General features: G+C 43.1%; 19 protein-coding genes. 8 read left to right on the top strand and 11 right to left on the bottom strand.

Features of this window, described 5'->3' with window-relative positions; all coding sequences use genetic code 11:
- Positions 1-174 precede the first annotated feature (174 nt).
- The 3 genes from AB4209_RS05070 to mrdA all read left to right on the top strand — a co-directional run bounded on the left by AB4209_RS05070 (position 175) and on the right by mrdA (position 6,133).
- Positions 175-2,082 carry a GGDEF and EAL domain-containing protein gene (locus AB4209_RS05070; protein ID WP_102333628.1) on the top strand — a complete coding sequence of 636 codons (1,908 nt, stop codon included), beginning with the start codon at positions 175-177 and terminating at the stop codon, positions 2,080-2,082.
- 120 nt (positions 2,083-2,202) lie between these two features.
- A complete protein-coding gene (locus AB4209_RS05065; protein ID WP_372055040.1) occupies positions 2,203-3,858 on the top strand; it encodes a P-loop domain-containing protein in 1,656 nt (551 codons plus the stop codon).
- 376 nt (positions 3,859-4,234) lie between these two features.
- Entirely contained in the window at positions 4,235-6,133 is a 1,899-nt protein-coding gene (gene mrdA, locus AB4209_RS05060) for a penicillin-binding protein 2 (protein ID WP_017060075.1), read from the top strand.
- A gap of 145 nt (positions 6,134-6,278) precedes the next feature.
- Here the strand turns inward: mrdA and AB4209_RS05055 are convergent, their stop codons facing one another.
- A complete protein-coding gene (locus tag AB4209_RS05055; protein WP_029235437.1) occupies positions 6,279-6,899 on the bottom strand; it encodes a DNA-J related domain-containing protein in 621 nt (206 codons plus the stop codon).
- 309 nt (positions 6,900-7,208) lie between these two features.
- Complete coding sequence (locus AB4209_RS05050; RefSeq protein ID WP_017060073.1) at positions 7,209-8,048, bottom strand: isopenicillin N synthase family oxygenase; 840 nt, start codon at positions 8,046-8,048, stop codon at positions 7,209-7,211.
- A gap of 201 nt (positions 8,049-8,249) precedes the next feature.
- Between AB4209_RS05050 and AB4209_RS05045 the strand changes: the two genes are divergently transcribed.
- Entirely contained in the window at positions 8,250-8,858 is a 609-nt protein-coding gene (locus AB4209_RS05045) for a DUF2238 domain-containing protein (RefSeq protein ID WP_017067299.1), read from the top strand.
- A 124-nt stretch (positions 8,859-8,982) separates the two neighbouring features.
- On the opposite strand, the gene AB4209_RS05040 is transcribed toward AB4209_RS05045, so the two are convergent.
- The 5 genes from AB4209_RS05040 to AB4209_RS05020 form a co-directional block, all read right to left on the bottom strand.
- Positions 8,983-9,234, bottom strand: coding sequence for a hypothetical protein (locus tag AB4209_RS05040; RefSeq protein WP_017060071.1), 252 nt, complete (start codon positions 9,232-9,234; stop codon positions 8,983-8,985).
- A 21-nt stretch (positions 9,235-9,255) separates the two neighbouring features.
- Positions 9,256-10,161: a DMT family transporter gene (locus AB4209_RS05035; RefSeq protein WP_372055038.1), complete on the bottom strand. Its 906-nt coding sequence runs from the start codon at positions 10,159-10,161 to the stop codon at positions 9,256-9,258.
- A 49-nt stretch (positions 10,162-10,210) separates the two neighbouring features.
- Positions 10,211-11,902 carry an SgrR family transcriptional regulator gene (locus tag AB4209_RS05030; protein ID WP_372055036.1) on the bottom strand — a complete coding sequence of 564 codons (1,692 nt, stop codon included), beginning with the start codon at positions 11,900-11,902 and terminating at the stop codon, positions 10,211-10,213.
- A 154-nt stretch (positions 11,903-12,056) separates the two neighbouring features.
- Entirely contained in the window at positions 12,057-12,290 is a 234-nt protein-coding gene (locus AB4209_RS05025; RefSeq protein WP_017064605.1) for a DUF3389 domain-containing protein, read from the bottom strand.
- 95 nt (positions 12,291-12,385) lie between these two features.
- Positions 12,386-12,811 (bottom strand): hotdog fold thioesterase, encoded by a 426-nt coding sequence (locus tag AB4209_RS05020; protein ID WP_017060067.1) that lies wholly within the window; start codon positions 12,809-12,811, stop codon positions 12,386-12,388.
- A gap of 140 nt (positions 12,812-12,951) precedes the next feature.
- Between AB4209_RS05020 and AB4209_RS05015 the strand changes: the two genes are divergently transcribed.
- Positions 12,952-13,740: a M48 family metallopeptidase gene (locus tag AB4209_RS05015; RefSeq protein ID WP_102320824.1), complete on the top strand. Its 789-nt coding sequence runs from the start codon at positions 12,952-12,954 to the stop codon at positions 13,738-13,740.
- Between the two features lie 136 nt (positions 13,741-13,876).
- Here the strand turns inward: AB4209_RS05015 and AB4209_RS05010 are convergent, their stop codons facing one another.
- Entirely contained in the window at positions 13,877-14,959 is a 1,083-nt protein-coding gene (locus tag AB4209_RS05010; RefSeq protein WP_017060065.1) for a site-2 protease family protein, read from the bottom strand.
- A 358-nt stretch (positions 14,960-15,317) separates the two neighbouring features.
- Between AB4209_RS05010 and AB4209_RS05005 the strand changes: the two genes are divergently transcribed.
- From AB4209_RS05005 to AB4209_RS04995, 3 genes are all read left to right on the top strand, one after another.
- Positions 15,318-16,565: a porin gene (locus AB4209_RS05005; protein WP_050654485.1), complete on the top strand. Its 1,248-nt coding sequence runs from the start codon at positions 15,318-15,320 to the stop codon at positions 16,563-16,565.
- 14 nt (positions 16,566-16,579) lie between these two features.
- On the top strand, positions 16,580-19,000 hold the full coding sequence (locus AB4209_RS05000; protein WP_372055034.1) for a VolA/Pla-1 family phospholipase: 2,421 nt from the start codon (positions 16,580-16,582) through the stop codon (positions 18,998-19,000).
- A 229-nt stretch (positions 19,001-19,229) separates the two neighbouring features.
- Positions 19,230-19,787, top strand: coding sequence for a PhnA domain-containing protein (locus AB4209_RS04995; protein ID WP_017060062.1), 558 nt, complete (start codon positions 19,230-19,232; stop codon positions 19,785-19,787).
- A gap of 83 nt (positions 19,788-19,870) precedes the next feature.
- Here the strand turns inward: AB4209_RS04995 and AB4209_RS04990 are convergent, their stop codons facing one another.
- The 3 genes from AB4209_RS04990 to AB4209_RS04980 form a co-directional block, all read right to left on the bottom strand.
- A complete protein-coding gene (locus tag AB4209_RS04990; protein ID WP_017069662.1) occupies positions 19,871-21,022 on the bottom strand; it encodes a BamA/TamA family outer membrane protein in 1,152 nt (383 codons plus the stop codon).
- A 261-nt stretch (positions 21,023-21,283) separates the two neighbouring features.
- Positions 21,284-22,189 (bottom strand): LysR family transcriptional regulator, encoded by a 906-nt coding sequence (locus AB4209_RS04985; protein WP_372055032.1) that lies wholly within the window; start codon positions 22,187-22,189, stop codon positions 21,284-21,286.
- A 158-nt stretch (positions 22,190-22,347) separates the two neighbouring features.
- On the bottom strand, positions 22,348-22,757 hold a 410-nt coding region (locus AB4209_RS04980; RefSeq protein WP_372055030.1), incomplete at its 5' end, for a hypothetical protein.

The following is a 22,757-nucleotide window of genomic DNA, read 5'->3' as shown; positions in this document are numbered from 1 at the left end:
AATTATCTCATTACTGAGACCCGGATTCACATTTGAAAACCTCTGCATAATTGCGGAGGTTTTTTCGTGCAACATTTCTTATACTTATTAAACGTAAGGTTCATAGTTTTCTTTGGTTCATCATAATTAACACAGGATGTGTTGATGCATTTAGCATAATTGACTCGGAGTCATATGAAGAAGATAAAAACAGTAGACTTAGATATCCCAGACGATATGGTGTCTGGTTGGCAAAATATTGTTGACCTCTTGGCTCAAATCACTCAAGTGCCCGCCGCACTGATCATGCGTGTTCACGCCAATTATATTGAAGTATTCTCGACCAGCCGAAATGAAAATAACCCTTACAACAAAGGTGATTCTGAAACCCTAGGCAATGGGCTTTACTGTGAGACGGTGATGGATTCCCAGCAGCAACTTGTGGTACCCAATGCGCTTGCCGATGTTGATTGGGAAAACAACCCCGACACGAAGCTTGGCTTAATCTCTTATTGTGGCATTCCGCTGCTTTGGCCGAATGGTGAATTATTTGGCACTATCTGCATTTTAGACTCGAAAGAAAACCACTACACCCCCACCTATATCAAGCTTTTACAGAGCTTTCGCACCTCGATAGAGTCTCAGCTTAAAACCCTGTTTCAGCATGCTAAGCTTACCCAAATGAATCGCGACCTAAAAAACCGCGTTTACAATCGCACTAAAGATCTCGCGAGCCTTAATTACTCGTTGAATCAAGAAATTGATAAACGAAAAGCGGCTGAACAGAAGATTAACTTCCAAAAGAATCACGACCTCGGCACCGGCTTTTTAAACCGAAACGCATTTGAATCTCGCTTAAACCACAAGCTACTGTCACAGAGAAGGCTGACAGACAGCTCATTTGCAGTCGTTCATATTGGTTTTACCAACGGTAGACGCATACAAGCACGCTACGGCTATAACGCGTTAGACCAAGTGCTTGTTGAATACCGAAAACGCATCGACTGTATTTCTGATATCGATGTATTAACTGCACGCCCTACTTCGGTTGACCTCGTATTGGCGTTTAGCGTTAAAGATTTACACCATCGCCTTGAAGAACTTTGCCAGACGCTCGTTAAAGTTGGTCATTCAGAATTCGACATCGAAAGTGACAAAGTGCATTTGCACGCGTTTATTGGGATTGCAATTACGAACGACGAAGATGACGCGGAAAGCATTCTGCAGAAATCTTCTGAAGCGATGTTAGCCTGCAAAGATTCAGGACAAAAGTTCGCTTACTACTCTCAATCCCATACCGAAGAACAAACTCACATTAATAAGATCGAAGGCTATTTGCTTCAAGCCGTTCGTAATGATGACCTTATGCTCTACTTTCAACCCAAAGTTAGCCCGTTGACGCATCGCTGGGTCGGTGCTGAAGCTTTGCTTCGTTGGCGACATCCTGTTTTGGGTGATATCTCTAACGAAACCCTGATCCACATGGCTGAACAAAACGGTTTGATTTTCGAAGTGGGCAGCTTTGTTTTACGCAATGCGATTGAAAAAGCCAAAGAGTGGTCCGAATACGTTGAAGATTTCAAGATGGCTGTGAATGTGTCTGCAATTCAACTCAAGAACGTACACTTTGCGGAACAAGTGGTTCACCTACTCGAAACCTATCATTTAGAGCCTCGTTTCTTAGAACTTGAAGTTACGGAGAGTGGACTGATAGCAGATGAAGTGGTTGCCAAGAATACCTTGGGATCTTTGCACGATATTGGCGTTACATTGTCACTAGATGACTTCGGTACGGGCTACGCCTCCTTCAGTTATCTGAAGAAGTTCCCATTCGACACCATTAAGATTGATAAGAGCTTTATCGACCAAATGCTCAACTCACACGAAGACTCGGAAATTGTTCGTTCTATTGTCCAAATTGCCAAAAAGCTCGACTTAAAAGTGACGATTGAAGGCATAGAAACGGAGGTTCAGGAGCAATTTATTATTAACGAAGGCTGCGATGTGGGCCAAGGTTACCTTTACGGAAGACCAATGCCGAGCCAAGAATTCGAACACAGCTTAATCAATCAAAACTATTTGGGGACAACTCGTTACGCTTAAAGCGAAAAAGAGCAGTTAGTTTTGGATTTAGGCCTACTTTCTCTTTACTCTAAAGGTGGTGATTTTTATAATCGCCGCCTTTCTGTTTTTATCTTTCCCCTTATATAGGCATTCCTCGTTATGGATCAGTTGACTGCAAAGCTTAAAAAGCTCGAAAAACAAAACTACCGTGCATATCAACAAATTAAAGGTCAATACGACTTTGCTGATTTTGAATTACACATCGACCACATCCAAGGTGACCCATACGCGTCAGCTTCTCGTTTTCGTGCAACGCGCGCGTGGTCTTTGACCGGGTTAGATTGGCTGAAAGAAAAATCTTACGAATACCAAGTAGCCGCTCGTGACTTTATCGCACGTAGCTTCTCTGAGTTCGCGAAACAAGAGTCGACCGTTTCTATCGCGCTGACGGGTCAAACCGTATTAGACAACACAGCTGTTGTATTCACAGACCACGGCATCGAAATTCGTTTCCGTATTAATTTACCAGCTGATGGTCGTAGCATTCTTGCTAAGAAAGCGAACAACATCATCACTTTCTACTTACCGAAGTTTATTCGTCGCGCGACGCTTGAGCGTGAGTTAAACATCGATGCAATGATCAAACATTGTGAAGCCGTTGAAGACCAAGAAGCGCTGCGTGCTCAATTGGATGAAAACAACCTAGCCGCTTTCGTTGCAAACGGCAGTGTGTTACCTCGTATCGCGGGTAACTGCGACCTTCCAATGAAAGACGCGGTACCTTTCGCGGCTCCAGAATCATTGAGTGTTACGTTAAATACTCCAAACCAAGGTGACGTGACCGGCCTAGGCATTCCAAAAGGCATTACGCTGATCGTTGGTGGTGGTTTCCATGGTAAATCGACACTGTTGAACGCCGTTGAACGTTCTATCTACAACCATATTCCTGGTGACGGTCGCGAAGGCATTGTAACTGCGATTGATACGATGAAGATCCGCGCTGAAGATGGTCGATGTGTGCACAGCTTGAACCTGTCAAACTACATCAACCATTTACCAATGCAGAAAGACACATCTGACTTCAGCACACAAGATGCGTCAGGTTCTACGTCTCAAGCGGCTTGGTTACAAGAATCGATTGAAGCCGGCGTTCAAACTCTACTTATCGATGAAGATACGTCAGCGACTAACTTCATGATTCGTGACGAGCGTATGCAAGCGCTAGTGTCAAAAGGCGATGAGCCAATCACACCACTTGTCGACCGCATTGGTCAGCTTAGTGAAGAGATGGATATCTCTACCATTGTTGTAATGGGTGGCTCTGGTGATTACCTAGATGTCGCGAACACTGTGATTCAAATGCACGACTACCAAGCGGTAGATGTGACTGAAAAAGCAAAAGACGTGATTGCTCAGCACCCTACTCAGCGTACTAACGAATGTGAAACTGCTTTAGAAACGTTTGTACCGCGTTCATTGAACCGTGCTTCACTGATGAACATTCTGACTGACGGTAAATTCCGTGTTAATGCTAAAGGCAAAGAGTCACTGCGTTTTGGTAAAGAGTTTGCAGACCTTTCTGCGCTTGAGCAATTAGAATCACCGTCTGAAGTGAATGCGATCGGTTGGGCTTGGTTCCAATTCGCACAAACTCCAGGTTGGTCAAACAACCCTGCTAAAGAGTTTAACGCTATTTTAGAAAACGAATGGCACGCTAACATGCCTAACTACGGTGACCTAGCGAAACCAAGAACGTTAGATGTGATGGCTGCTCTGAACCGTATGCGTAAATCTCAGTTCAAGCCTTCGAACTGATTTCGTTAAATATCGGATTTATTGTGCTTCTAGGTTTTTGAAGTTTTAATCTTCTAATTTACTAAAGCTTCTAAGCCACTAAATAAGCAAATTAACCTTCTACGGCTCTCATTCTGAGGGCCGTAAATTTATCTAACCTCTTTTGACCTAACCTCTAGTGTCGTCAAAACTCTTGAACTTTATAAATTCATAAAACCAATCTTTACATCAATTACTTATCATCTTTTGTAATGAGAAAATTAAAGGCACTGTTTACCGCCATCTAATGCTGTCGATCCCTCAAAACATGACACAGCTTTTACAAAACCCTAGTGATATTCAGATAAAGTCCCGATTCGACAAGTGTAACCAAATGTAACAGACCCTTGAGGCTTCAATGAATCATAAACGCGTTAAGATGCGTGACCATAAAATCGAAGTGAACCTATTCAAAAACCGCGTAATCGTCGCGTTTTGTGGGATCTTGATGTTCACTCTTGTCTTAGTCGGCAATCTATACCGACTTCAAGTTGAAAATTTTAAAAGCTATCAAACTCGTGCCGATGGCAACAGAATCAAAGTATTACCTATCGCCCCTACTCGTGGACTTATTTACGACCGTAACGGCGTGTTGCTTGCAGAGAACAAGCTTGTCTTTGATCTAACCATGATTCCTGAGCAAACCGATGATGTCGATGCAATGCTCACCAAGCTAGACAAATATGTCCCCCGTGATGCAGAGCAGATCGCTCGTTTCAAAAAACGCTATCACAACACCCGCCGTTTTAAATCTGTGACTATTCTAGAGAACTTAACGGAGGAAGAGATCGCCAAGTTCTCCGTGCACCAGTACCAGTTCCCCGGCTTATCTATCGATACCAGCTTAAAGCGTTTTTACCCGAATGGTGAGGTGCTTACCCATGTTCTTGGTTACGTGGCGCACATCAATGATAGCGATCTCAGAAAGCTTGAAGAACAAGGGATAGAAGCGAATTATCAAGCTACAACAATCATAGGAAAACTGGGTGTTGAACGTTATTACGAAGATATTCTGCACGGCACCAAAGGTTATCAAGAAGTCGAAGTAAACAGCCGTGGGCGAATAGTCCGAACCATTGAGTACGTGCCGCCAGTAGCTGGTAAAGATATCGTGTTAAATATTGACCTTGAGCTGCAAAAATACGTCTTTGAGCAACTTGATCACCGAACTGGAAGCGCGGTTATTCTCGATCCGAAAGACAACAGCGTGTTGGCGATGGCATCAAGCCCGAGTTACGACCCTAACCTATTTGTCGACGGCATTTCGAGTAAGAACTACCAACGTTTATTGAATGATCCGGCTCACCCGTTGGTTAACCGCACCACTCTAGGCGTTTATCCTCCTGCCTCAACCGTTAAACCATTTATGGCTGTGGCAGGACTGCAAGAACATGTCATCTCTGAAGATACCATCCGTAACGACCATGGCGTTTGGAGAATTCCTGGATCTAAACGAAACTCTAAATCGTGGCGTGACTGGAAACGTTGGGGTCACGGACCTGTCGATGTCACTCAAGCCATTGAAGAGTCGGTAGATTCATTCTTCTATCAAACCGCTTTCGATTTGGGTATTGACCGAATTTCAAGTTGGATGAACCGATTTGGATTTGGTGAACCGACAGGCATTGATATCTATGAAGAAAGTACCGCCAACATGCCGACTCGAGAATGGAAGATGATGCGTTATCGCACCCCTTGGTATCAGGGTGACACAGTTCCGATTGGTATTGGCCAAGGTTATTGGACATCGACACCTATGCAACTTGCTAAAGCAACGTCAGTATTGGTTAATCATGGTAAGGTGATGCCACCTCATATCTTAAGAGCCACCTTAGATCATGGTGAAGATTTCAGTACACAACAACTTGTCGAACCGGAGCCAATGCCCTCAATCACCGAAGTACCGGATAGAATTTGGGATGTGCCAATCAATGCGATGCGACTCGTAAACCACGGTAATCGAGGCAGCGGCAGACGTGCATTTAAGGGAACTGAATACACGAGCGGCGGTAAATCAGGAACTGCACAAGTCTTTGATCTTGCGAAAGACCAGGTCTACAACTCGAAGAAACTCGCTAGACACTTGCTTGACCATGCGCTTTACACGGCTTTCGCACCGTATGAACACCCTGAATATGTCGCAACTGTGGTTATTGAACACGGTAACGGTGGCTCAAAAGTTGGTGCGCCTTATATCCGTAAAGTACTCGACTATGCCTTTGAACATAAAAGTGGTGAGAGCAAAGATCACTCCTAACACCAATAACTTAAGTCGCTACAGCACATAACGTAGTTACCCAAAACATAACGTAATAACGACAAAGCCCCACTTGTGTCACTCACAATGTGGGGCTTTCTGTTTTAGGGTTCTAAGCAATTAGACAGCTAAAAATGCCTGTCGATTATGAGCTTCTTAATACATGCCATGCTTCACAGAGCGTCTGAAATTTTGCGGTGTTGCCTTCGTCTCTGTCCGGATGCCATCTCAATGCCAGTTGTCGCCAACGTTTTCTAATTTCATGGTGTGTCGCGTCTAAAGGTAACTCAAACAGGTTCAATGCTCGACTTCGATCCATATCGAGTTCATCACCACCTACATACTTTCTATACCGAGTCCAAAATTCGTTCAACAGCCTTTTGACTTCACCTTCATCCGCTTCATAGTTAACCCAATTAATGTAGTATTCTCGAAGTGGGTCTTGATGATCGATGCTGTGACTGCTTCCGTGATAACGACCATTCATCAATTCGATGTCCATCGCTTGGACTTGGAGCCAACCATCTGGGTGTAAGGTTTCTTGAAGCTGATAAAGCGCATTCATGATAAGGAAGTTCTTTTTAAACAACTCTTTCTCAGGCACAGCATCCAACACTGGCACAAACCCAAGATCGTTCAGATGAGCTGCCAATGTGTGTACTTTCCATCCGCTTGGCTTTTGCTTAAGCACTTCCATTATCGGCCAAAGCAATGGGTTTTCCATATGGCAATGAAAGTTTGCTCTCACATCTTGATAATTCGACATAGTTGACTCAGTTAGCTTCTCTGAATTAATGGATTTCTAGAACTGTGGATACTATAAGTAACCTGTTTCGCATCCGTTGCGTATCTTCTTTAATTGAAAGCGATTTTCTAAGATTTGTCGAGCTTAAGGACAAACAACTTTCTAACGTTTGGCTTAAAGGCACCTTTTATCGTCAAAACTGAGTACCATTTCGTTGAATGCAACCGTTAGTAATAAAGCCGCAATTCTTTGGTACGGATACAAAAAAGGTCAGCGACTTAGCTGACCTTTCACATCTATCCCAATTTTAGGGACGAAGCATTGAACTGACTAGATAACGCCAAGCTCTCTTAGACGTTCCATTAGGTATTCGTTTGCTGTGTACTTTTCAGATAGCACTACTTCTGGTTTCGGGTGAAGGAATAGAGGCAAAGAGATACGAGACTTCTCTTGGCGTTCACCTGATGGGTTGATTACACGGTGAGTTGTCGATGGGAAGTAACCACCAGATGCTTCTTGAAGCATGTCACCGATGTTGATGATCATGTTACCGAAGTCACATGGAACATCTAGCCACTCGTCATTTTGAGCTTTAACTTGAAGGCCCGGCTCGCTTGCAGCAGGAAGAACCGTCAGTAAGTTGATGTCTTCGTGTGCCGCAGCGCGGATTGCACCTGGCTCTTCATCACCTTGCATTGGTGGGTAGTGAAGAACACGAAGCAGAGTCTGTTCACTGCCGTTGATCATTTCTGATAACGCAATAGAGAATTTCTCTTGTACTTCTTTAGGAGCATGAGCTTCAACCCAACCTAGCAGCTCTTGAGCAAAAGCATTCGCACGTTGGTAGTAATCTAGAATCTGTTCTTTCAGCTGTTCAGGGATTTGGCCCCAAGGGTATACGTGAAAGTACTCTTTGATGTCTTTTACAGTGTGGCCTTTAGCAACTTCAGACACTGAAGGTGGAAAATATCCATCTTGTGTTTCAACATTAAAGTGGAAGTTCTCTTTCTCTTCAGAGATGAAGAATTGGTACCAGTTTTCGTAAATTGACTCAACAAGCTCTTTCGGGATTGGGTGGTTCTTAAGAACACCAAAACCAGTTTCACGTAGAGAGCGAACAAATTGTTCTGCTGCGTCGTCAGCAAGGTAATCGACAGTTTCCAGTTTCATGACTTTCTTTCTTGTTATGTAGTAATAGAGCGATTTTAAGGATCGCTTTGTTGTAAATCAAACTTTTGTGAAACTCTAGCAACCGTTTGTCTAGATACTGGGCGATAACACCACTTTTCAACAAATCTGGTGATTAAGACCCAATTGAACACTGTTCATTATTGTGTAACACTATTAAAAACTTCGACGAGAGATCTTGATATGACAATCACGCCACTTGCTCAAAATCGACCATTGCTGTCATTGACGACGCTGTATCTGACTGTGTTTCTATTTTCAGCGTTCGCTCCCTCTTCAAGAGCGGTGTGGATTGCCGAAATTGTCCCAGCGCTCGCGATATTGGTGGGTATTTGGTGGTTATCAACAAAGCTCACCTTCACTAAGACAGCTTACGTTTTGATGTTTATCTGGCTGATTTTGCATACGATAGGCGCAAAATATACCTTCGCGGAAGTGCCATTTGATTGGTTCAATAACATGATAGGTTCAGAACGGAATAACTTTGACCGTGTCGCGCATTTCTCTATTGGCCTTTATGCTTACCCACTCGCTGAGTACTTGATTCGTAAAAAACTGGCTCAACCGGTGCTGGCATGTTTCTTTGCGCTATTTGCGATTATGAGTGTTGCTGCAGGTTATGAAATTATCGAGTGGTGGTACGCGGAGATCGCAGGTGGTGATGAAGGTATCGCGTTCCTTGGCTCACAAGGTGATATTTGGGATGCACAGAAAGATATGCTGTGTGATACGACGGGCGCAATTGTTTCGCTATTACTTCTTAAGCTTCAAGGGCGTGTCAGAGCTTACTGAGCTCAATTCTTTACTCTGAGTATCAAAAGCAACGTTGAAATGCCACACACAAACTGTGCTGTGGCATTTTTAGTTTCAACATTATTTTCTCGTTTATAATGATTGGTCGTTTCATCGTGACGGGTTATTTCATCGTTACCTTGCCACCAACAAACTTGTAGGCTGGCGTACCTCGAACCAAAGTGTCTCGCGCAAATTCAATCCCGCATTCAGGGCACACACATGGTTTTGTCGTGAAATCTTCAACGATACGCTCCTTAAAACATTTCACGAGTGCACCTTTGCCACCTTTCCGATACTTAAAAAGCTGCGTTTTACATTTGGCACAGAAAATCTGAACCGTCTTGGTCGGTTGTTTCTTGTTTGGTTTAGCCATAGAAGTTAATGATTGAACTCTTTATTTCTTAAGTTTAGGGGCGACAAGAACCAAGCTTATCCCTAGAAGTATAACGGTTGATGAGACTATAAATTGCATGGTGACAGGTTCAGATAACAATAATACACCACCAAGTGTTGCGATAACTGGAACAGAAAGCTGTGCAATAGACGCCACCACCGTATTCAGTTTTTTCACTACGTAATACCACAAACTATAACCGATACCAGAAGCCACAGAGCCCGATATAATCGCGTAAATCAAACCTTTCTCAGTGATAGACACTTGCGTTAACGCATTCGGTATCAAAACTAATAAGCTCAATGCCACAAGGATAACTAGCGAACTGAATCCAAAGTTAGCGGTGGTCGATTGCAGTGCGTTTGACGATTTCTTTCCTGCCAATGTGTAAATACCCCAACCAACTCCGGCCAGAGACATCAAGATAATAGAAACTAAGTCGGGTACTTGAGTCGATTCCGTTGGCATTAACAAGTAAACAAGCCCTGCCACAGATAACAAACACCCGCCCCACTCAATGAGTGACATTCTGTTGCCAGAAAGCAAGTGCGCGGCAATCATCGTAAATTGCACTGCGACAAACAACACCAGCGCACCAAGACCTGCGCCAAGCTCTAAGTAAGCAAACGAGAAACCAAACATATACACGAGCAGTGACAGTATTGATGTTAATTGAAACTGTGATTTGAGTTTTGCATATGCCGATGTGTTGTTTGTTAACTCACGTTTAGACTTAGATTGGGAAGATAACGTTAATAAAATCAGAAGCGTAAGCGCACCAGATAAGATGCGAACGATCGAAAAGCTCAAAGGATCAATCGTTTGATCCATTAAGGCCCAGCGACACAAAACTGAATTAGCAGCAAATGCCACCAGCGTAATAAATGTAACCATCAGAGTTTGCATCGTTTTTTCCTAAATGAGTTATTTGGTCCTAACTGAGTTTTCTTGGATTTCAATCAACGTCAGGCTTCACCCAAACTTGGCTAAAGTCGAACCAACCTAATGCATTACATTTCGCGTTTTGCAACGTACCACATTGATCTTTATTAACGCCTAACCAGCAATGGAACATCGGGATCAATTGATTGCTTTGGACCAGTTGTTTACCTAACTGTCGTGCTGGGAATTGCTCGAATTCACCAGAACGCCAACGGTCAATCATGTAACACCATTGGTCGAAGTCCTCTGCCGGGCTAGATTCATCAAGAAAACTGTAGTCCATTAACCAGCCAGCCAAGGCGTCGTCTCTGTTATTGGCGATGCCCATAGGGTTAATCCAAACATCAACATCATCGGCGTGCGGAGGATCGGTTTCGTAACCGTAAAGATCAACATCGACGTTGTATTGCTTCAGCACCGTGACAATCGCCTTTGCAAGCGTTGGGAACATTGGGTGTTGGCATTGATACGCTAATCTTATGGTAGGCTTCGAATCTGCTGGTGGACAAACGGGCACTTTTAACTTTATGTCATACCAACCGGGTTTTATCCCATAAGCGTGTAACACGCCCAAATCGATAACAGTCTCTTTTGGAATATGAACAAACAGATCCGCCGCATTCAACGCGTTAGATAAAAACTGTGCCCATGCGGGATCTTGTGCAATACCTTTCTTTCTATTGAGCAGTAAATACGTGCAGCCAGGATCGAGTTCTACTTCATCGCTATCGCCACGGTCGGCCATAACAGGCTTAGATAGGCTTGGGTAAACCATTGAAGAATAAGCCTCATCCACCACCCAAACTTCAACGCGATCAATTAACGGTCTGAAACCAAAGTACCCATTGAAAGCGGTTAACACGAGTTGTTTCTCGTCGTTCTTTTCAATGCGATAAGGTCCCGTTCCAATCGGTCGAATATCGTAGTCTTCACCACGTAAAGTGATCGGTAATGTGACTTTAGCGACCGATTCCGTTAGTGCGAGGGGAAAATACTTGTCTGGACGTGTGAGAAAAACATCTACTACACAATTTGCAGGTGAAGAGACATCTTTGATATGCGAAAACATGTTGAGAGGTTCGAGTGCAAGCAGTGTATCCACAACATGATTGGTTAACAGAGGTTCCCCGTTATGGAAACGAACACCGGGTCTCAAGAAGAATCGCCATTGGTAATCGCTGATTTTTTGCCATGAATGAGCAAGATCGGGTTGAAGTTGGTCATTCTCATCTAGACGAGTCAACCCACTGAATACCTGACAAGCGATATGTTGCTCTGAACGACGCATCGATTTGGTTGGGTTAAGCATTGAAAGCGGCCGGTAATAAGGCAAACGAATAACTTGTTCGCCTTCTTGATACTGTACGCCCAAGTAGTTTTGAATAACTTGCGTGAGTTTGGCAGCATTGTGATCAAGCACTGACAGCGCCTGTCCAATTTTTCCTTCCTGCAAGTAGCGTCTTGCTAAGTTCTCGCTGACATCACAACGATTCTGTTTAAAGATAAGTTGAGATAACTTTCCTCGACCTGCTGCAGGTAACCATTCTACCCACCCTTCTTCTTCAAGCTTGTTGAGTACCATTCGGGCATTACGACGGGTACAACAAAGCACATCCGTGATGTCGTCGAGTTGAACATCAGAATCTTTACCATCGAAGTATTCAAACAGGGTTTCAAATTGAACGCGAAGTCTTGGGCTGCTCATAAAGAGGAAAACTTATTCAAAGGACATTGAATTCAGTTTCCCTATTTTATGGCGTAAAATCAATATTACGGACACGATTTTATTGTGAATTATTGAGTACGACATCCTAAGGTGTTATTCAATTTGAAGGGTTAAGTGCTTTTACAGTAAAGGATTACATCACATCGCAGCCAATTTCATTGGCGATTTCACGGAGCTGCTGTTCATCGTCTAGTTTTATCGACCATTTACACTCAGAACCGTTGGCTGAAATGACATTTGCCCCTTTTCCAATCAGTTGAATTGCGTCAACTTGAGCTTGCAAAGTGACTCTATGCTCACCATCTAAACGAACAACCAACTCATGTGCGGTTGCGATGACTTTTCCACTTTTAAACGTTATGACCATGGGCTTCTCGGGTTACTTCTTTAAATACGAATTGCTTGTTCTAAGTACTGATTACTTCTTCTAAAGACAAAACCAGCGTACGACTACCTAGTCTGTTATCTTTTATGTTTCTTCACGGCAATAGTTAAGCGGCTGGTACAAACTAAGCGTTGACGATCATCAGTGATATTGATCTGCCATACTTGAGTAGAGACGCCCAAGTGAATAGGCTCAGCAGTACCGATGACGTGTCCTTCACGCATTGACCTTACGTGGTTCGCATTGATATCGAGCCCAACGCAATAATAGCCTTCTGGTACGCAGAAGTTTGCAGCCAATGAGCCAAGCGTTTCTGCTAGCACAACCGATGCGCCGCCATGAAGCATACCCAGTGGTTGGTGCGTAAAATGACAAACCGGCATGGTTGCCACCAAAGAGTTGTCATTTACTTCGGTGTAAACAATGTTGAGGTGTTCAATTAAGGTATTTTTTGAGGTCGCGTTGAAGGTATCTAGGTCAACGGGCTTTTTCCAAATACTCATGTGGGTTCCTTAATTATTGATCTTGTTATCGCGTGCATAGCTTTTTTCTATATTACTGGCTGTTAGTTATCTTACAGCCCTTAGTTATTACGCAAGTTGATGTTAACATGCATAAAAACCGAATACACAGAGGATATTGTATGACGTCATGGATGAAGTTTGCCTCGCTTCTCACACTTGCAGGCCTAACCGCGTGTAGCGCTTCTCCGACAGGCAGAAACCAATTGCTGCTTTTTTCAGATAAAGACATGTCTCAGCTTGGAGCACAGTCTTTTGAACAAATGAAAAAAGAACAACCCATCAGCAAAGATGCCAAAACTAACGCTTATGTACAGTGCGTAGCGAACAGCATCACTCAATATATTCCTAAACAAGGTTTTAGTGAATGGGAAGTTGTTGTGTTTGATAGTGATCAAGTGAACGCATTCGCCCTACCTGGCGGAAAAATCGGTGTATACACAGGGTTACTCAATGTTGCAGTAAACCAAGACCAACTCGCGACGGTTATCGGTCACGAAGTGGCACACGTTTTAGCGGACCACAGTAATGAGCGCCTGTCTCAGTCTCAAATCGCTAATACTGGCTTGTCTATTACTAATGTCGCGTTAGGTGCATCAGAATACAAACAGTATCAAGGTATGACGATGGCCGCGTTAGGGTTAGGCGTTCAATATGGCGTTATTCTACCGTATGGGCGAACTCAAGAGTCTGAAGCCGATGTTGTTGGTTTAGAGTATATGGCTCAAGCAGGTTTCGATCCAAACCAAAGTGTCAACTTGTGGCAAAACATGGCGAAAGCATCAGGGGGTAATCAACCGCCAGAGTTGCTTTCTACGCACCCTTCCCACAGTACGCGTATTAAAGATCTACAAGCAACGATAAAAACGCTTCCTCAATCAGGTTCACCAAGACCAAATTGCAAAGCGTAATCTAAGTAAGAATCGCCTAGCTGGTGTAAATACAAAATGCCCTATCCATATTGGTTAGGGCATTTTCAGTTTCTTGCTTGCTAACAGTTCAAGTGCACTAAGCAGCTGGATAATTCCAACAACAGAAACTCACTCGTTAAGTACCAAGAATTTGTAATGGTAGGCTTAATAGCTGATCACCAGTAGATGCAAAATACCAGATAACACCAATCAAACTGCTCACTAAACCTACATACCAAACGAACGACACGACTTGCCCGTATTTGTCTAACGGTAACAAGTGACTGTGATGACGTCCTTTCCATTCAAACAGTATTTCAACACTGCCCATGATCAATAAGAAACCAAACAGGGTTAAATTCAACTGATAACTCAATACCACACCAGCAACGGCAGCCGCGACACAAAGTACAATGCCAAGCACACTGTTCATCGAGAAACTGATACTTTTAAGAACATGTCCGCCATCGAGAGGCAAAATCGGCAATAGATTGAACAGGTTTAATAGAGCATTAAATACTGCAAGGCCGGCAAAGAACATTTCGCCAGTCGCCCAATACAGCACCATAAATACTAACGACAATATCAGGCCGAACAATGGCCCCATGATTGAGATAACCACATCTTGCCAACGCGTATTAATCTTTTCATCGGATAACGCCAAGCCACCAAGAAATGGTATCAAATAGATCCCTTTGGTTTTCATGCCGAAGTATTTCATCGCTCTAATATGACCGTACTCATGGAACATTAAACAGGCGATTAAGGCCAAAGCGAACTGAATTGAAAACAACCATGAATAGGCCGCTAAACTCGCAGAAGCAAGTACGACCTTGATTAGCTTGGCGCTTTTAAGCGCTTTCATACCAAGCGACACCAACCCAATTAAGCTAAAACGCTTCTCTGGTTTAGGAGCGACAACAGGAGTTTGTTGTTCAATATCTTTGGTGTTTCGATTGCCTTCGGTAATGGTTTGCCCATTCACCGACGCTTTATACGTCATCTCAAACGGTTGCCACTGAACGGTCGATTCAACGTGACACTGCAACGTTTCTTCGCCAGCGCGTAGTGTAAATTCGTGTTTTCGGGCGTCTTCTTGGTCTGTGGTCGCATCTAATTGAGATACCAAAGTGTTATCCCAATACAACTGTTGCCACCCTGCCATTGATCCTTCTAAACGAAGCGGTTTACCAAGAAACTCTATCGCGAGTAATTCCAAACTTAAAATTCCAATTTAATGACTTCTAACGAGTGTCGATATTATGCCGATTTAGCGAATGGTGGTAAACAGAAACAAAGTTGTTACATATTGAGCTATTGAACACTATTTATACCGCAACGATGCATAAACACTCTGGTCACACCTCCAACCACGAATAAATTATTGATTATAATTATATTATCGATGTTAAAGTGCCGCCCCTTTAAAACATAACCTCACAAAATAACAACTCTTTCTTTGACTTTATATAAAACATGAATTTAACATGTCATTTACATTAGAGCTTCAACACCAAAAATGCTCAGTGTGTTTTCAAACCATAATAACGAAATTCGATGCCCTAGGAGGGTCAAGGATGAAAACAATACAACGCTCTCTCGTTTCACTTTCAGTACTATTTGCATGTAACTCACTTGCGGCTGGTTTCCAAGTTGCTGAGCATTCTGCCTCAGGTCTTGGTCGTGCCTTTTCAGGTGAAGGTGCAGTAGCTGATAACGCGAGTGTACTAGCGAGAAACCCCGCCGCAATGACCCTATTTGATACAGCCCAATTTTCAGGCGCGGTTTCTATCGTTGATCCAGAGGTTAACGTTTACGACGTTGACGCTAACGAGCATTCAAAAGATGTTGCTCCATTACAAGTCGTGCCAGCCGCATATTACATCAGCCCAATCAACGAAAAATGGGCTTGGGGTATCGGTATGTTCACCAATTATGGTGTTGCTACGGATTACCCTGATGACATCTCGGCAGGTGATATGGCTGGTGATACGTCGCTCTTATCTGTAAATCTAAATCCAAATATTGCGTATCGCGTGAATGAATCATTTAGCGTTGGTGCAGGTTTAAACCTTGTGTATGCGGAAGCTGAACTTACTCGCCATAAAGGCGAGCTCGCTAACTTTGTTGGTGGAAATCCATCTGACAAACTTATAGGCATGACCGGTGAAACATTTGCCTATGGTTGGAATGTTGGCGCGATGTATGAGCTGAACGAAAACAATCGCTTTAGTATCGCTTACCGCTCTTCTGTTGATCTTGATTTCGATGACGGTGAATTTACCAGCTACGATTCAGGTAGAGCAACATCTCCCAAGGTTGATGGTCGTCTTCAAATCGAGCTTCCTTCTATTCTGGAGCTTTCAGCATTTCACCAACTTAACGAACAATGGGCAATTCACTACGGTTGGCAACAAACTGATTGGAGTACTTTTAAGGAGTTAAAAGCAACAAGTCCAGATTGTACTGACAACGGTGTAGCTGGTCAGTGCTTCTACAAACCTGAAAAATATGAAGACAACAATCGATATTCATTAGGCGCGACGTACCAACTAAACAGTAAGTGGACATTAAGAGCTGGTTACGCTTATGACGAACAAGCTGGTGAAGCAACTTTAAGCATTCCTGATAGTGATCGTATGTGGTACAGCGCTGGCTTCACTTATGTTTGGAGCGAAAATATGACTGTCGATGCCGGATTCGCACTTGTTGTAAGTGATGACGGTGAGTTCACTGAGACAAATGGTGCCCAGCAAGAAAGGACGTTCGAAGCAGAAGGTACCGCTTACCTTTCTTCAGTTCAGCTTAACTACACTTTTAACTAAATTAGGATCGTATCATGAAACGTAACTTTAAGATTTCTCTACTATGTTCAGCGATCCTGCTATCAGGTTGTGGCGACAACACTGAAAGTTCGGGAACAAGTAACCAGCAACTTGAAGCCTATCTAGAAACGTCTTTGGCAAGAGCGACAACTCAAAAAATGCTCTTGCAAGGTAGTAATGCATCAGTTCCTTTAAGCAATAACCTATTATTTGACTCTACAGATGGCACGTTAGCGATCCCAACAGGTGGCGACGATAGCATTTCTAACCCAAAAGCAGCATTAAATTATGCCGATGGTTTTTCGACCAGCATGCCAATTTACATCGAGTTTGAAGGCGACGGTTTTGGTGATACTCCTGGAGTTGTTACTTCCGGAGTGACATTGTTGAAGCTTTCTAAAAAGCTAACAGACACATCCACAGCGGCTCAAGTACCAACACCTGTTGCTAGCTCTGAATACACAGTTTACAAAGTAGGCTCAAACCTAGCAATTACACCTAATACTCCTTTTGATGAGAAGTCTGAATATTTGCTTGTTATTACTGATGACGTTACAGATGTAAATGGTAACCCAGTAGGTACATCGCAAAGCTATGCGGCTCTCAAAACAGCCACTAAAACTTATTCAACCGGTGACTTAGCTAGTGCGCAAACTTTAATTAAAGGTCAAGAAGCTATAGCTGCCGCTGTTGGTATTGATGCGGAAAAGATTGTGTATTCAGCTTGGTTTACTACAACTTCTGTTGGTGATGTTCTTGCCTCTACAGCATCGTTGATTGGCGGAATGATTAATGCTGGGGCCCCACTTTCGACTTATTGGAATGGCAGCGCAAACCCAAATAATATCGATCTGACAAACGCTTACAATCTTAGTTTAGATTCCTCATCAACAACACCATTTGCTACAGCAATCGCTGCAGATGCTGACTTTAAAAAATATCTTGCCGATGACGATGCAACAGAAAATGCCACTTTGATTGGAGGGATAAATCTCCTTTACTCTAACGCTGGTATCAGCACTACGTCGGTAAACGTGACTAAAGGTACTGTTCAACTCCCATATTTCTTGGAAACCGATCCAACTAAGTTCTCTACAACGCCATTTGCATCAGCATTGGACAGTTTAGCGGTTATAAAAAGCGCACTAACGGATAACTCTACAAGTTCTTTCGTTGGTGGAGAGTTGGTTAAATTAGGATTAGACCCAACAAACCTTAGCGCAGCTGATGTCACGACTTTAATGGGAAAAACACTCACAAAGGACGCAAGTGGAACAGCTCTAGATAGTGATCGCATTGTCACTCAGTATTCACCAATACCACAAATTAAATCACTTGAAGCTGTTGATGTGCTTTTGTTTACTCCTGTGACTGACCCAATAACCGGGGTTGTAATCTACCAACACGGTATTACCTCTGTAAAAGAGAATGCGTATGCGTTTGCGGCAAACTTAACGGCTGAAGGTCTTGCTGTCATTGCAATTGACCACCCTATTCATGGGTCTCGTTCACTTGCCGGAGGTGCTATTTCAACTAACGATAATGCTCTGTACTACTTGAATCTAAGCGCTTTGCCCGTTGCGCGTGACAACATCCGTCAAAGTGCACTTGATGTAATAGGTCTTCGTATGGCACTTGAAAAAGTGGGGAATGACTTTACTGGTACACCATTAGCCGGAGTTGATGTAAAAGACACAACCGTTAAATTTATGGGCCACTCATTGGGCGGTATTACTGGATTTACGTCAGTAGCTACATCTGAAATTGCTGGTACACATAAATTTAGCTCGGCGGTATATGCTAATTCAGGTGGGCACATTGCTGAATTACTCTTCGCATCGGAAACCTTTGGCCCCGAAATTAAACACAATCTAGCTAAACAGTTAAATGCAACGTATCGGGATTCAGTGGCTTCAGCTTGTACTACGGACGACATTGAAGATGGCGATTGCTATACCGCTTTTGCTACTGGAAACCCAACCAGCGCCGCAGCAATTGAAACTGAATTAGTTGCATTTAAAGTCGCCGCTCAAACCCTTATTGACACGGTCGATCCACATTCACTAGCAAACACTGAGGACCTGTCATCATTTAGTTCTAGCTATCCAACGTTGTTGATCCAGTCGCAAAACGACGAAACTGTACCAAACAATGGTAATGATGATAACGATAAACCATTGTCTTACACGGCTTCGTTTGTTGGTTCTGAAGGATTAGATTCAACTTTAGGGTTAGATGACTCTACAAAAGCTAGCACTTCAACTGGAAACCGAGTGTTTGTTCAGTATAACGAAACGGCTAAGCACTCTACGATCATCGGACCGCAAGCAGACCTTTCTGATGCCACTCATACCCTATCAATGAGAGCTCAAGTAGCTGATTTCTTAGAATCGGATAGCCTTGATGCAGCAGCACCGGATGCTTTATTGGAATAACTAAGACTTTAGCTTATTCACTAAACCAAATGCCAGCCTAACCGCTGGCATTTTTGTATCTATCGACATCCCATCGTACCTAGTTAACCGTTTGCATAAAACTTTAAAACACAAATGGTTGATCTCAGCTAAAATTAATCAAGACAGAATACCGTACGACCTCTTTCTTTATTGTAAATAAAGTGGATAATAGCCCCGTAATTTAATACCTAATAAATGTGAGTCCATTATGTCTTCTGAAGCTACTATGCTAGAACGCTGCCAATCTAAATGTGAACTATGTGGTTCTGATTCTTCTCTTACTGCATACGCAGTGCCGCCACACAGCCACGTAACAGTGGATCACGGCATCATGGTATGTGACAAATGTCTTGGTGAGATTGACGATCCTAAAGATATCAACCACTGGCGTTGTCTGACTGACAGCATGTGGAGCCAGGAAGCGCCAGTTCAAGTAACGGCATGGCGTCAACTTACTCGTCTGAACACAGAAAGCTGGGCTCAGGACGCGCTAGACATGATGTACCTTGAAGAAGAAACATCAGTTTGGGCACAAATCGGCATGTCTGCTGATGACAAGCCTCTTGATGTGAATGGCGTTGAACTTAAGAAAGGTGACGACGTAACAGTAATCAAAGACCTGCCAATCAAAGGTACTAACCAAGTGATTAAGCAAGGTACTGTTATTCGTGGTATCAGCGTTGGTGACGATCCTAAGCTTGTTTCTGGTAAAACAAACGGCGGTCAATCAATGTACGTAATCGCTGAGTTCTGCCGTAAGAAGTAATCTTACTGTAAGAAAGTGATAGAAAACGAAAAGGCGCTAATTAGCGCCTTTTTTCTTGGAAAAATTTAACCTATTCCGTTGTTCTAGAAACCACTGCCTACGTTAAAGTAGATAGCGCGTTCTTCATGGCTTTGCGCATAATCCATCCCAAGGTGCAAACCGTAACGTCTCGCGATTTGGTATCGAAAGCCGACACCTCCGGCATTGACGGTACTGTCGTGGCTTATGCCGTTATCTTGCTTTGCAACCCCTGAACCGTAAAACCCAGACACCTTCCAACGATGAGTGATGCTATACGTCAATTGGCCTTGAATTGTTTCAATCTCATCTCCTTGGTACCGATAAGATGACACCCCGCGTAACGACACGTACGGTTTCGCTGTGGGTGATACAAACAGGTCTTGCTGTTCGAAGCTTTGATAATTTGCAGCCAAGCCTAACGTCCATTTATTGGCAATTGGGATATAGGCTTCGCCATCTATGTTCAAATTTCGGTAATTGTAATCACTGCCAATCGCATCGTCGTACACCATGTAATCTGCAGACAATTTGTAACCTTTGGTTGGATAAAATAAATTATCTCTTGTGTCATATTCAGCCTCCAACCCTAAACCAGAAGTAACCGATTCGTTACCCAAAATTCGGTCTAAAACCATGTTATCAAATTCAATCTCAGACTTAGCTAATAACTGCTTTATTCCCAACATCCAAGGCGTATGCCCAATCCGGAACTGCACCTTTTGTGAAAGTACGGCTACCGAAGTTGACGTGCCTATTCTAAGGTCATGATCTATGGGGCCCCAGTTGATTGATGTGTACAAATCCAAATTCGCAACACCAAAGCCGCCGCCTCCTGTGTAACGAATGGAATCATTCATCCAAGATCGTCTATGGCCACCAAATACAAACCAAGTTTCGTTCTCTGTCCCTACTGCGCCCACTACTGACATTGCTGAGGGTACTAACTGCGCACCACCATCTATGGCAGAAAGAGCAGCTTGCTTTCTTTGTCGCTTTTCCTCATCCGTCTCATGTAAAAACAAACCAGCCACACCGCCGCCGTACCCCACCGCAGGCTCGGTAATCAAAATTGGGATAGGCAAAAAGCCATATGCGTTTTCCGCAAGGTGATGCCCCATATCAAATTGACCATCAACAGGATCATAAAACGATGCGAAAGAAGATGTTGTAAATAAAAAGCAGGAAAGAAGAACAATGCCGCCGCAGCGAGTCATAAAATTTGCCTCATAAAAAAGACCGGGTGACGAAACCCGGCCGAAAGTTTGCTTCCTTGCAATAAACATAGAAATTAAACACTTATTGCCAATAAAGGGGGTCCTTAATCGACAGGCATAGAATAGGCCAAATAATGGTGTTGCCCTACTCCTATATAGAGGATGTCGCCCTACAAAATTAAAGAGCTTTCGAGATGACAGAAACGCAAAAGGCTCATATAAATGAGCCTCTATTAATAAGTTACCTACATTCTTCCTTTGCTAATATTGACTCAATACTCGATCAACATGTTCTTGTATAACAGATAAAACCGATAATTTTACATCCTTCACTTGCTTAGAATGATTGCACCAAAGCGCAAAACCGAATTTGAATCCTTGGTGCATTTCAGACGACTGTATAGGTTCAATGTCGTAATGGGAAAATTCAGAATGAGCAAACGTTTTTGGTAACAGTGCCCACCCTAAACCGGCTTCAACCATTTTAATAACTAACGCCAATTGATCGACTTCTTCGTTATCGGAGCTGATGGTTACTTTTTCTGACATTCCCTCTTCAATAAACGATCTCAAGATAAACTGCTTTGAATTTCTTAACGCTAAAAGTACATCCTCTTGCGCCAAAGATGAGAACTCACCATTTTTTTGAACGAATGGGGAAAACTCAATGTGACCTAGAAAAGTCGCATCAAAGCTGTGTATACCCCGGCTGTCATGCACATTGACTAGTCCAAAGTGATACTCTCCGCTTTGAAGGCCCTTCTTAATATCCTTTTTGTTTCGAATTAAAAAGTTCACTCGCATCATCGGGAAATCACGACGCAGTTTCTTTCGAATATCCAAAAGCATTTGATGAGGTATCACACCAGAATAAGCAAAGGTGATGTTTTCCAACCCGCCATAAGACAAGCTCAAAGCCACCTTGTCGAATGTTCTTGCCTGTTCAATCGTTTGCTTAGCGTAGTGGTAAAGATGATGACCATCTTCTGTCGGCTTTACAGTGCGTCCAACCCTTTCAAATAGGCTTACCGCGAGTTGGTCTTCAAGGTTAGTTATAACCTGCCCGATTGTCGTTCTGTGCTTGTTAAGCTTGACTGCTGCCTTGCTGAAAGAGAGTTGGTCATAAACGGTAACGAACGCGAGAAGTTGTTCAATGCTGAAATTCATGTTGTTGTGCTTACTTTTAATCGTTATGTATTTAAATTATCACAGGTTGGCGAAATATCTACTTTGTCAGAATAATATTAGTGAAAATAATTCGTCAATTTGAAACAAAAAAAACTACTTAAGCTAGTAGGTTTTATCGTTGATGTCAAACGAATAACTTAAATGTATTCGATAACTCGAGCTAGATAGTTAAAGTCCCCAGAATCACCGTGGTAATTACGGTAAACATCGACACTGAAATATCTAGGTTGGTCCACTTGAATATGCTCAGCAATTCGCTGCTCGATGGATTCTAGAGTTTCACCTGTTTGCGAGTAAATGTATTTCTTGGTGGTCTTTTGAAGCTGGCGTTCTTTAGCTTCTTTGTGTGTGACGTAATTGTTCACGTCAACCCACTGACCAATGTAGTCAATCTCCACGTAGTCTGAATTTTCTTCAACCATGAACAACGCCGCTTCTTGTTGAACGTCGGCCAGTTGTAGCATGTCGTTATCGACTTTTTGCTGTTCCATTGAGGTCACATTTTGTGCCATGGCAGCGCTAGACGTTGCCATGATAAGTAGCGCTA

Origin of the sequence: Vibrio sp. 10N.286.48.C11, assembly GCF_041469805.1 — a bacterium.
GTDB classification, from domain to species: Bacteria; Pseudomonadota; Gammaproteobacteria; order Enterobacterales; family Vibrionaceae; genus Vibrio; species Vibrio crassostreae_C.
Note: the sequence above shows the minus strand (reverse complement) of the source record. Positions and strands in the feature narration are given on the sequence as shown.

Coding starts and splice junctions, on each gene's coding strand:
- AB4209_RS04985 (WP_372055032.1), bottom strand. CDS start 22,189: ATGAATTTCAGCATTGAACAACTTCTCGCGTTCGTTACCGTTTATGAC.
- AB4209_RS05035 (WP_372055038.1), bottom strand. CDS start 10,161: ATGCAAACTCTGATGGTTACATTTATTACGCTGGTGGCATTTGCTGCT.
- AB4209_RS04990 (WP_017069662.1), bottom strand. CDS start 21,022: ATGACTCGCTGCGGCGGCATTGTTCTTCTTTCCTGCTTTTTATTTACA.
- AB4209_RS05050 (WP_017060073.1), bottom strand. CDS start 8,048: ATGAAACTGGAAACTGTCGATTACCTTGCTGACGACGCAGCAGAACAA.
- AB4209_RS05055 (WP_029235437.1), bottom strand. CDS start 6,899: ATGTCGAATTATCAAGATGTGAGAGCAAACTTTCATTGCCATATGGAA.
- AB4209_RS05065 (WP_372055040.1), top strand. CDS start 2,203: ATGGATCAGTTGACTGCAAAGCTTAAAAAGCTCGAAAAACAAAACTAC.
- AB4209_RS05045 (WP_017067299.1), top strand. CDS start 8,250: ATGACAATCACGCCACTTGCTCAAAATCGACCATTGCTGTCATTGACG.
- AB4209_RS05000 (WP_372055034.1), top strand. CDS start 16,580: ATGAAACGTAACTTTAAGATTTCTCTACTATGTTCAGCGATCCTGCTA.
- AB4209_RS05030 (WP_372055036.1), bottom strand. CDS start 11,902: ATGAGCAGCCCAAGACTTCGCGTTCAATTTGAAACCCTGTTTGAATAC.
- AB4209_RS05020 (WP_017060067.1), bottom strand. CDS start 12,811: ATGAGTATTTGGAAAAAGCCCGTTGACCTAGATACCTTCAACGCGACC.
- AB4209_RS05005 (WP_050654485.1), top strand. CDS start 15,318: ATGAAAACAATACAACGCTCTCTCGTTTCACTTTCAGTACTATTTGCA.
- AB4209_RS05015 (WP_102320824.1), top strand. CDS start 12,952: ATGACGTCATGGATGAAGTTTGCCTCGCTTCTCACACTTGCAGGCCTA.
- AB4209_RS05070 (WP_102333628.1), top strand. CDS start 175: ATGAAGAAGATAAAAACAGTAGACTTAGATATCCCAGACGATATGGTG.
- AB4209_RS04995 (WP_017060062.1), top strand. CDS start 19,230: ATGTCTTCTGAAGCTACTATGCTAGAACGCTGCCAATCTAAATGTGAA.
- AB4209_RS05025 (WP_017064605.1), bottom strand. CDS start 12,290: ATGGTCATAACGTTTAAAAGTGGAAAAGTCATCGCAACCGCACATGAG.
- mrdA (WP_017060075.1), top strand. CDS start 4,235: ATGAATCATAAACGCGTTAAGATGCGTGACCATAAAATCGAAGTGAAC.
- AB4209_RS05040 (WP_017060071.1), bottom strand. CDS start 9,234: ATGGCTAAACCAAACAAGAAACAACCGACCAAGACGGTTCAGATTTTC.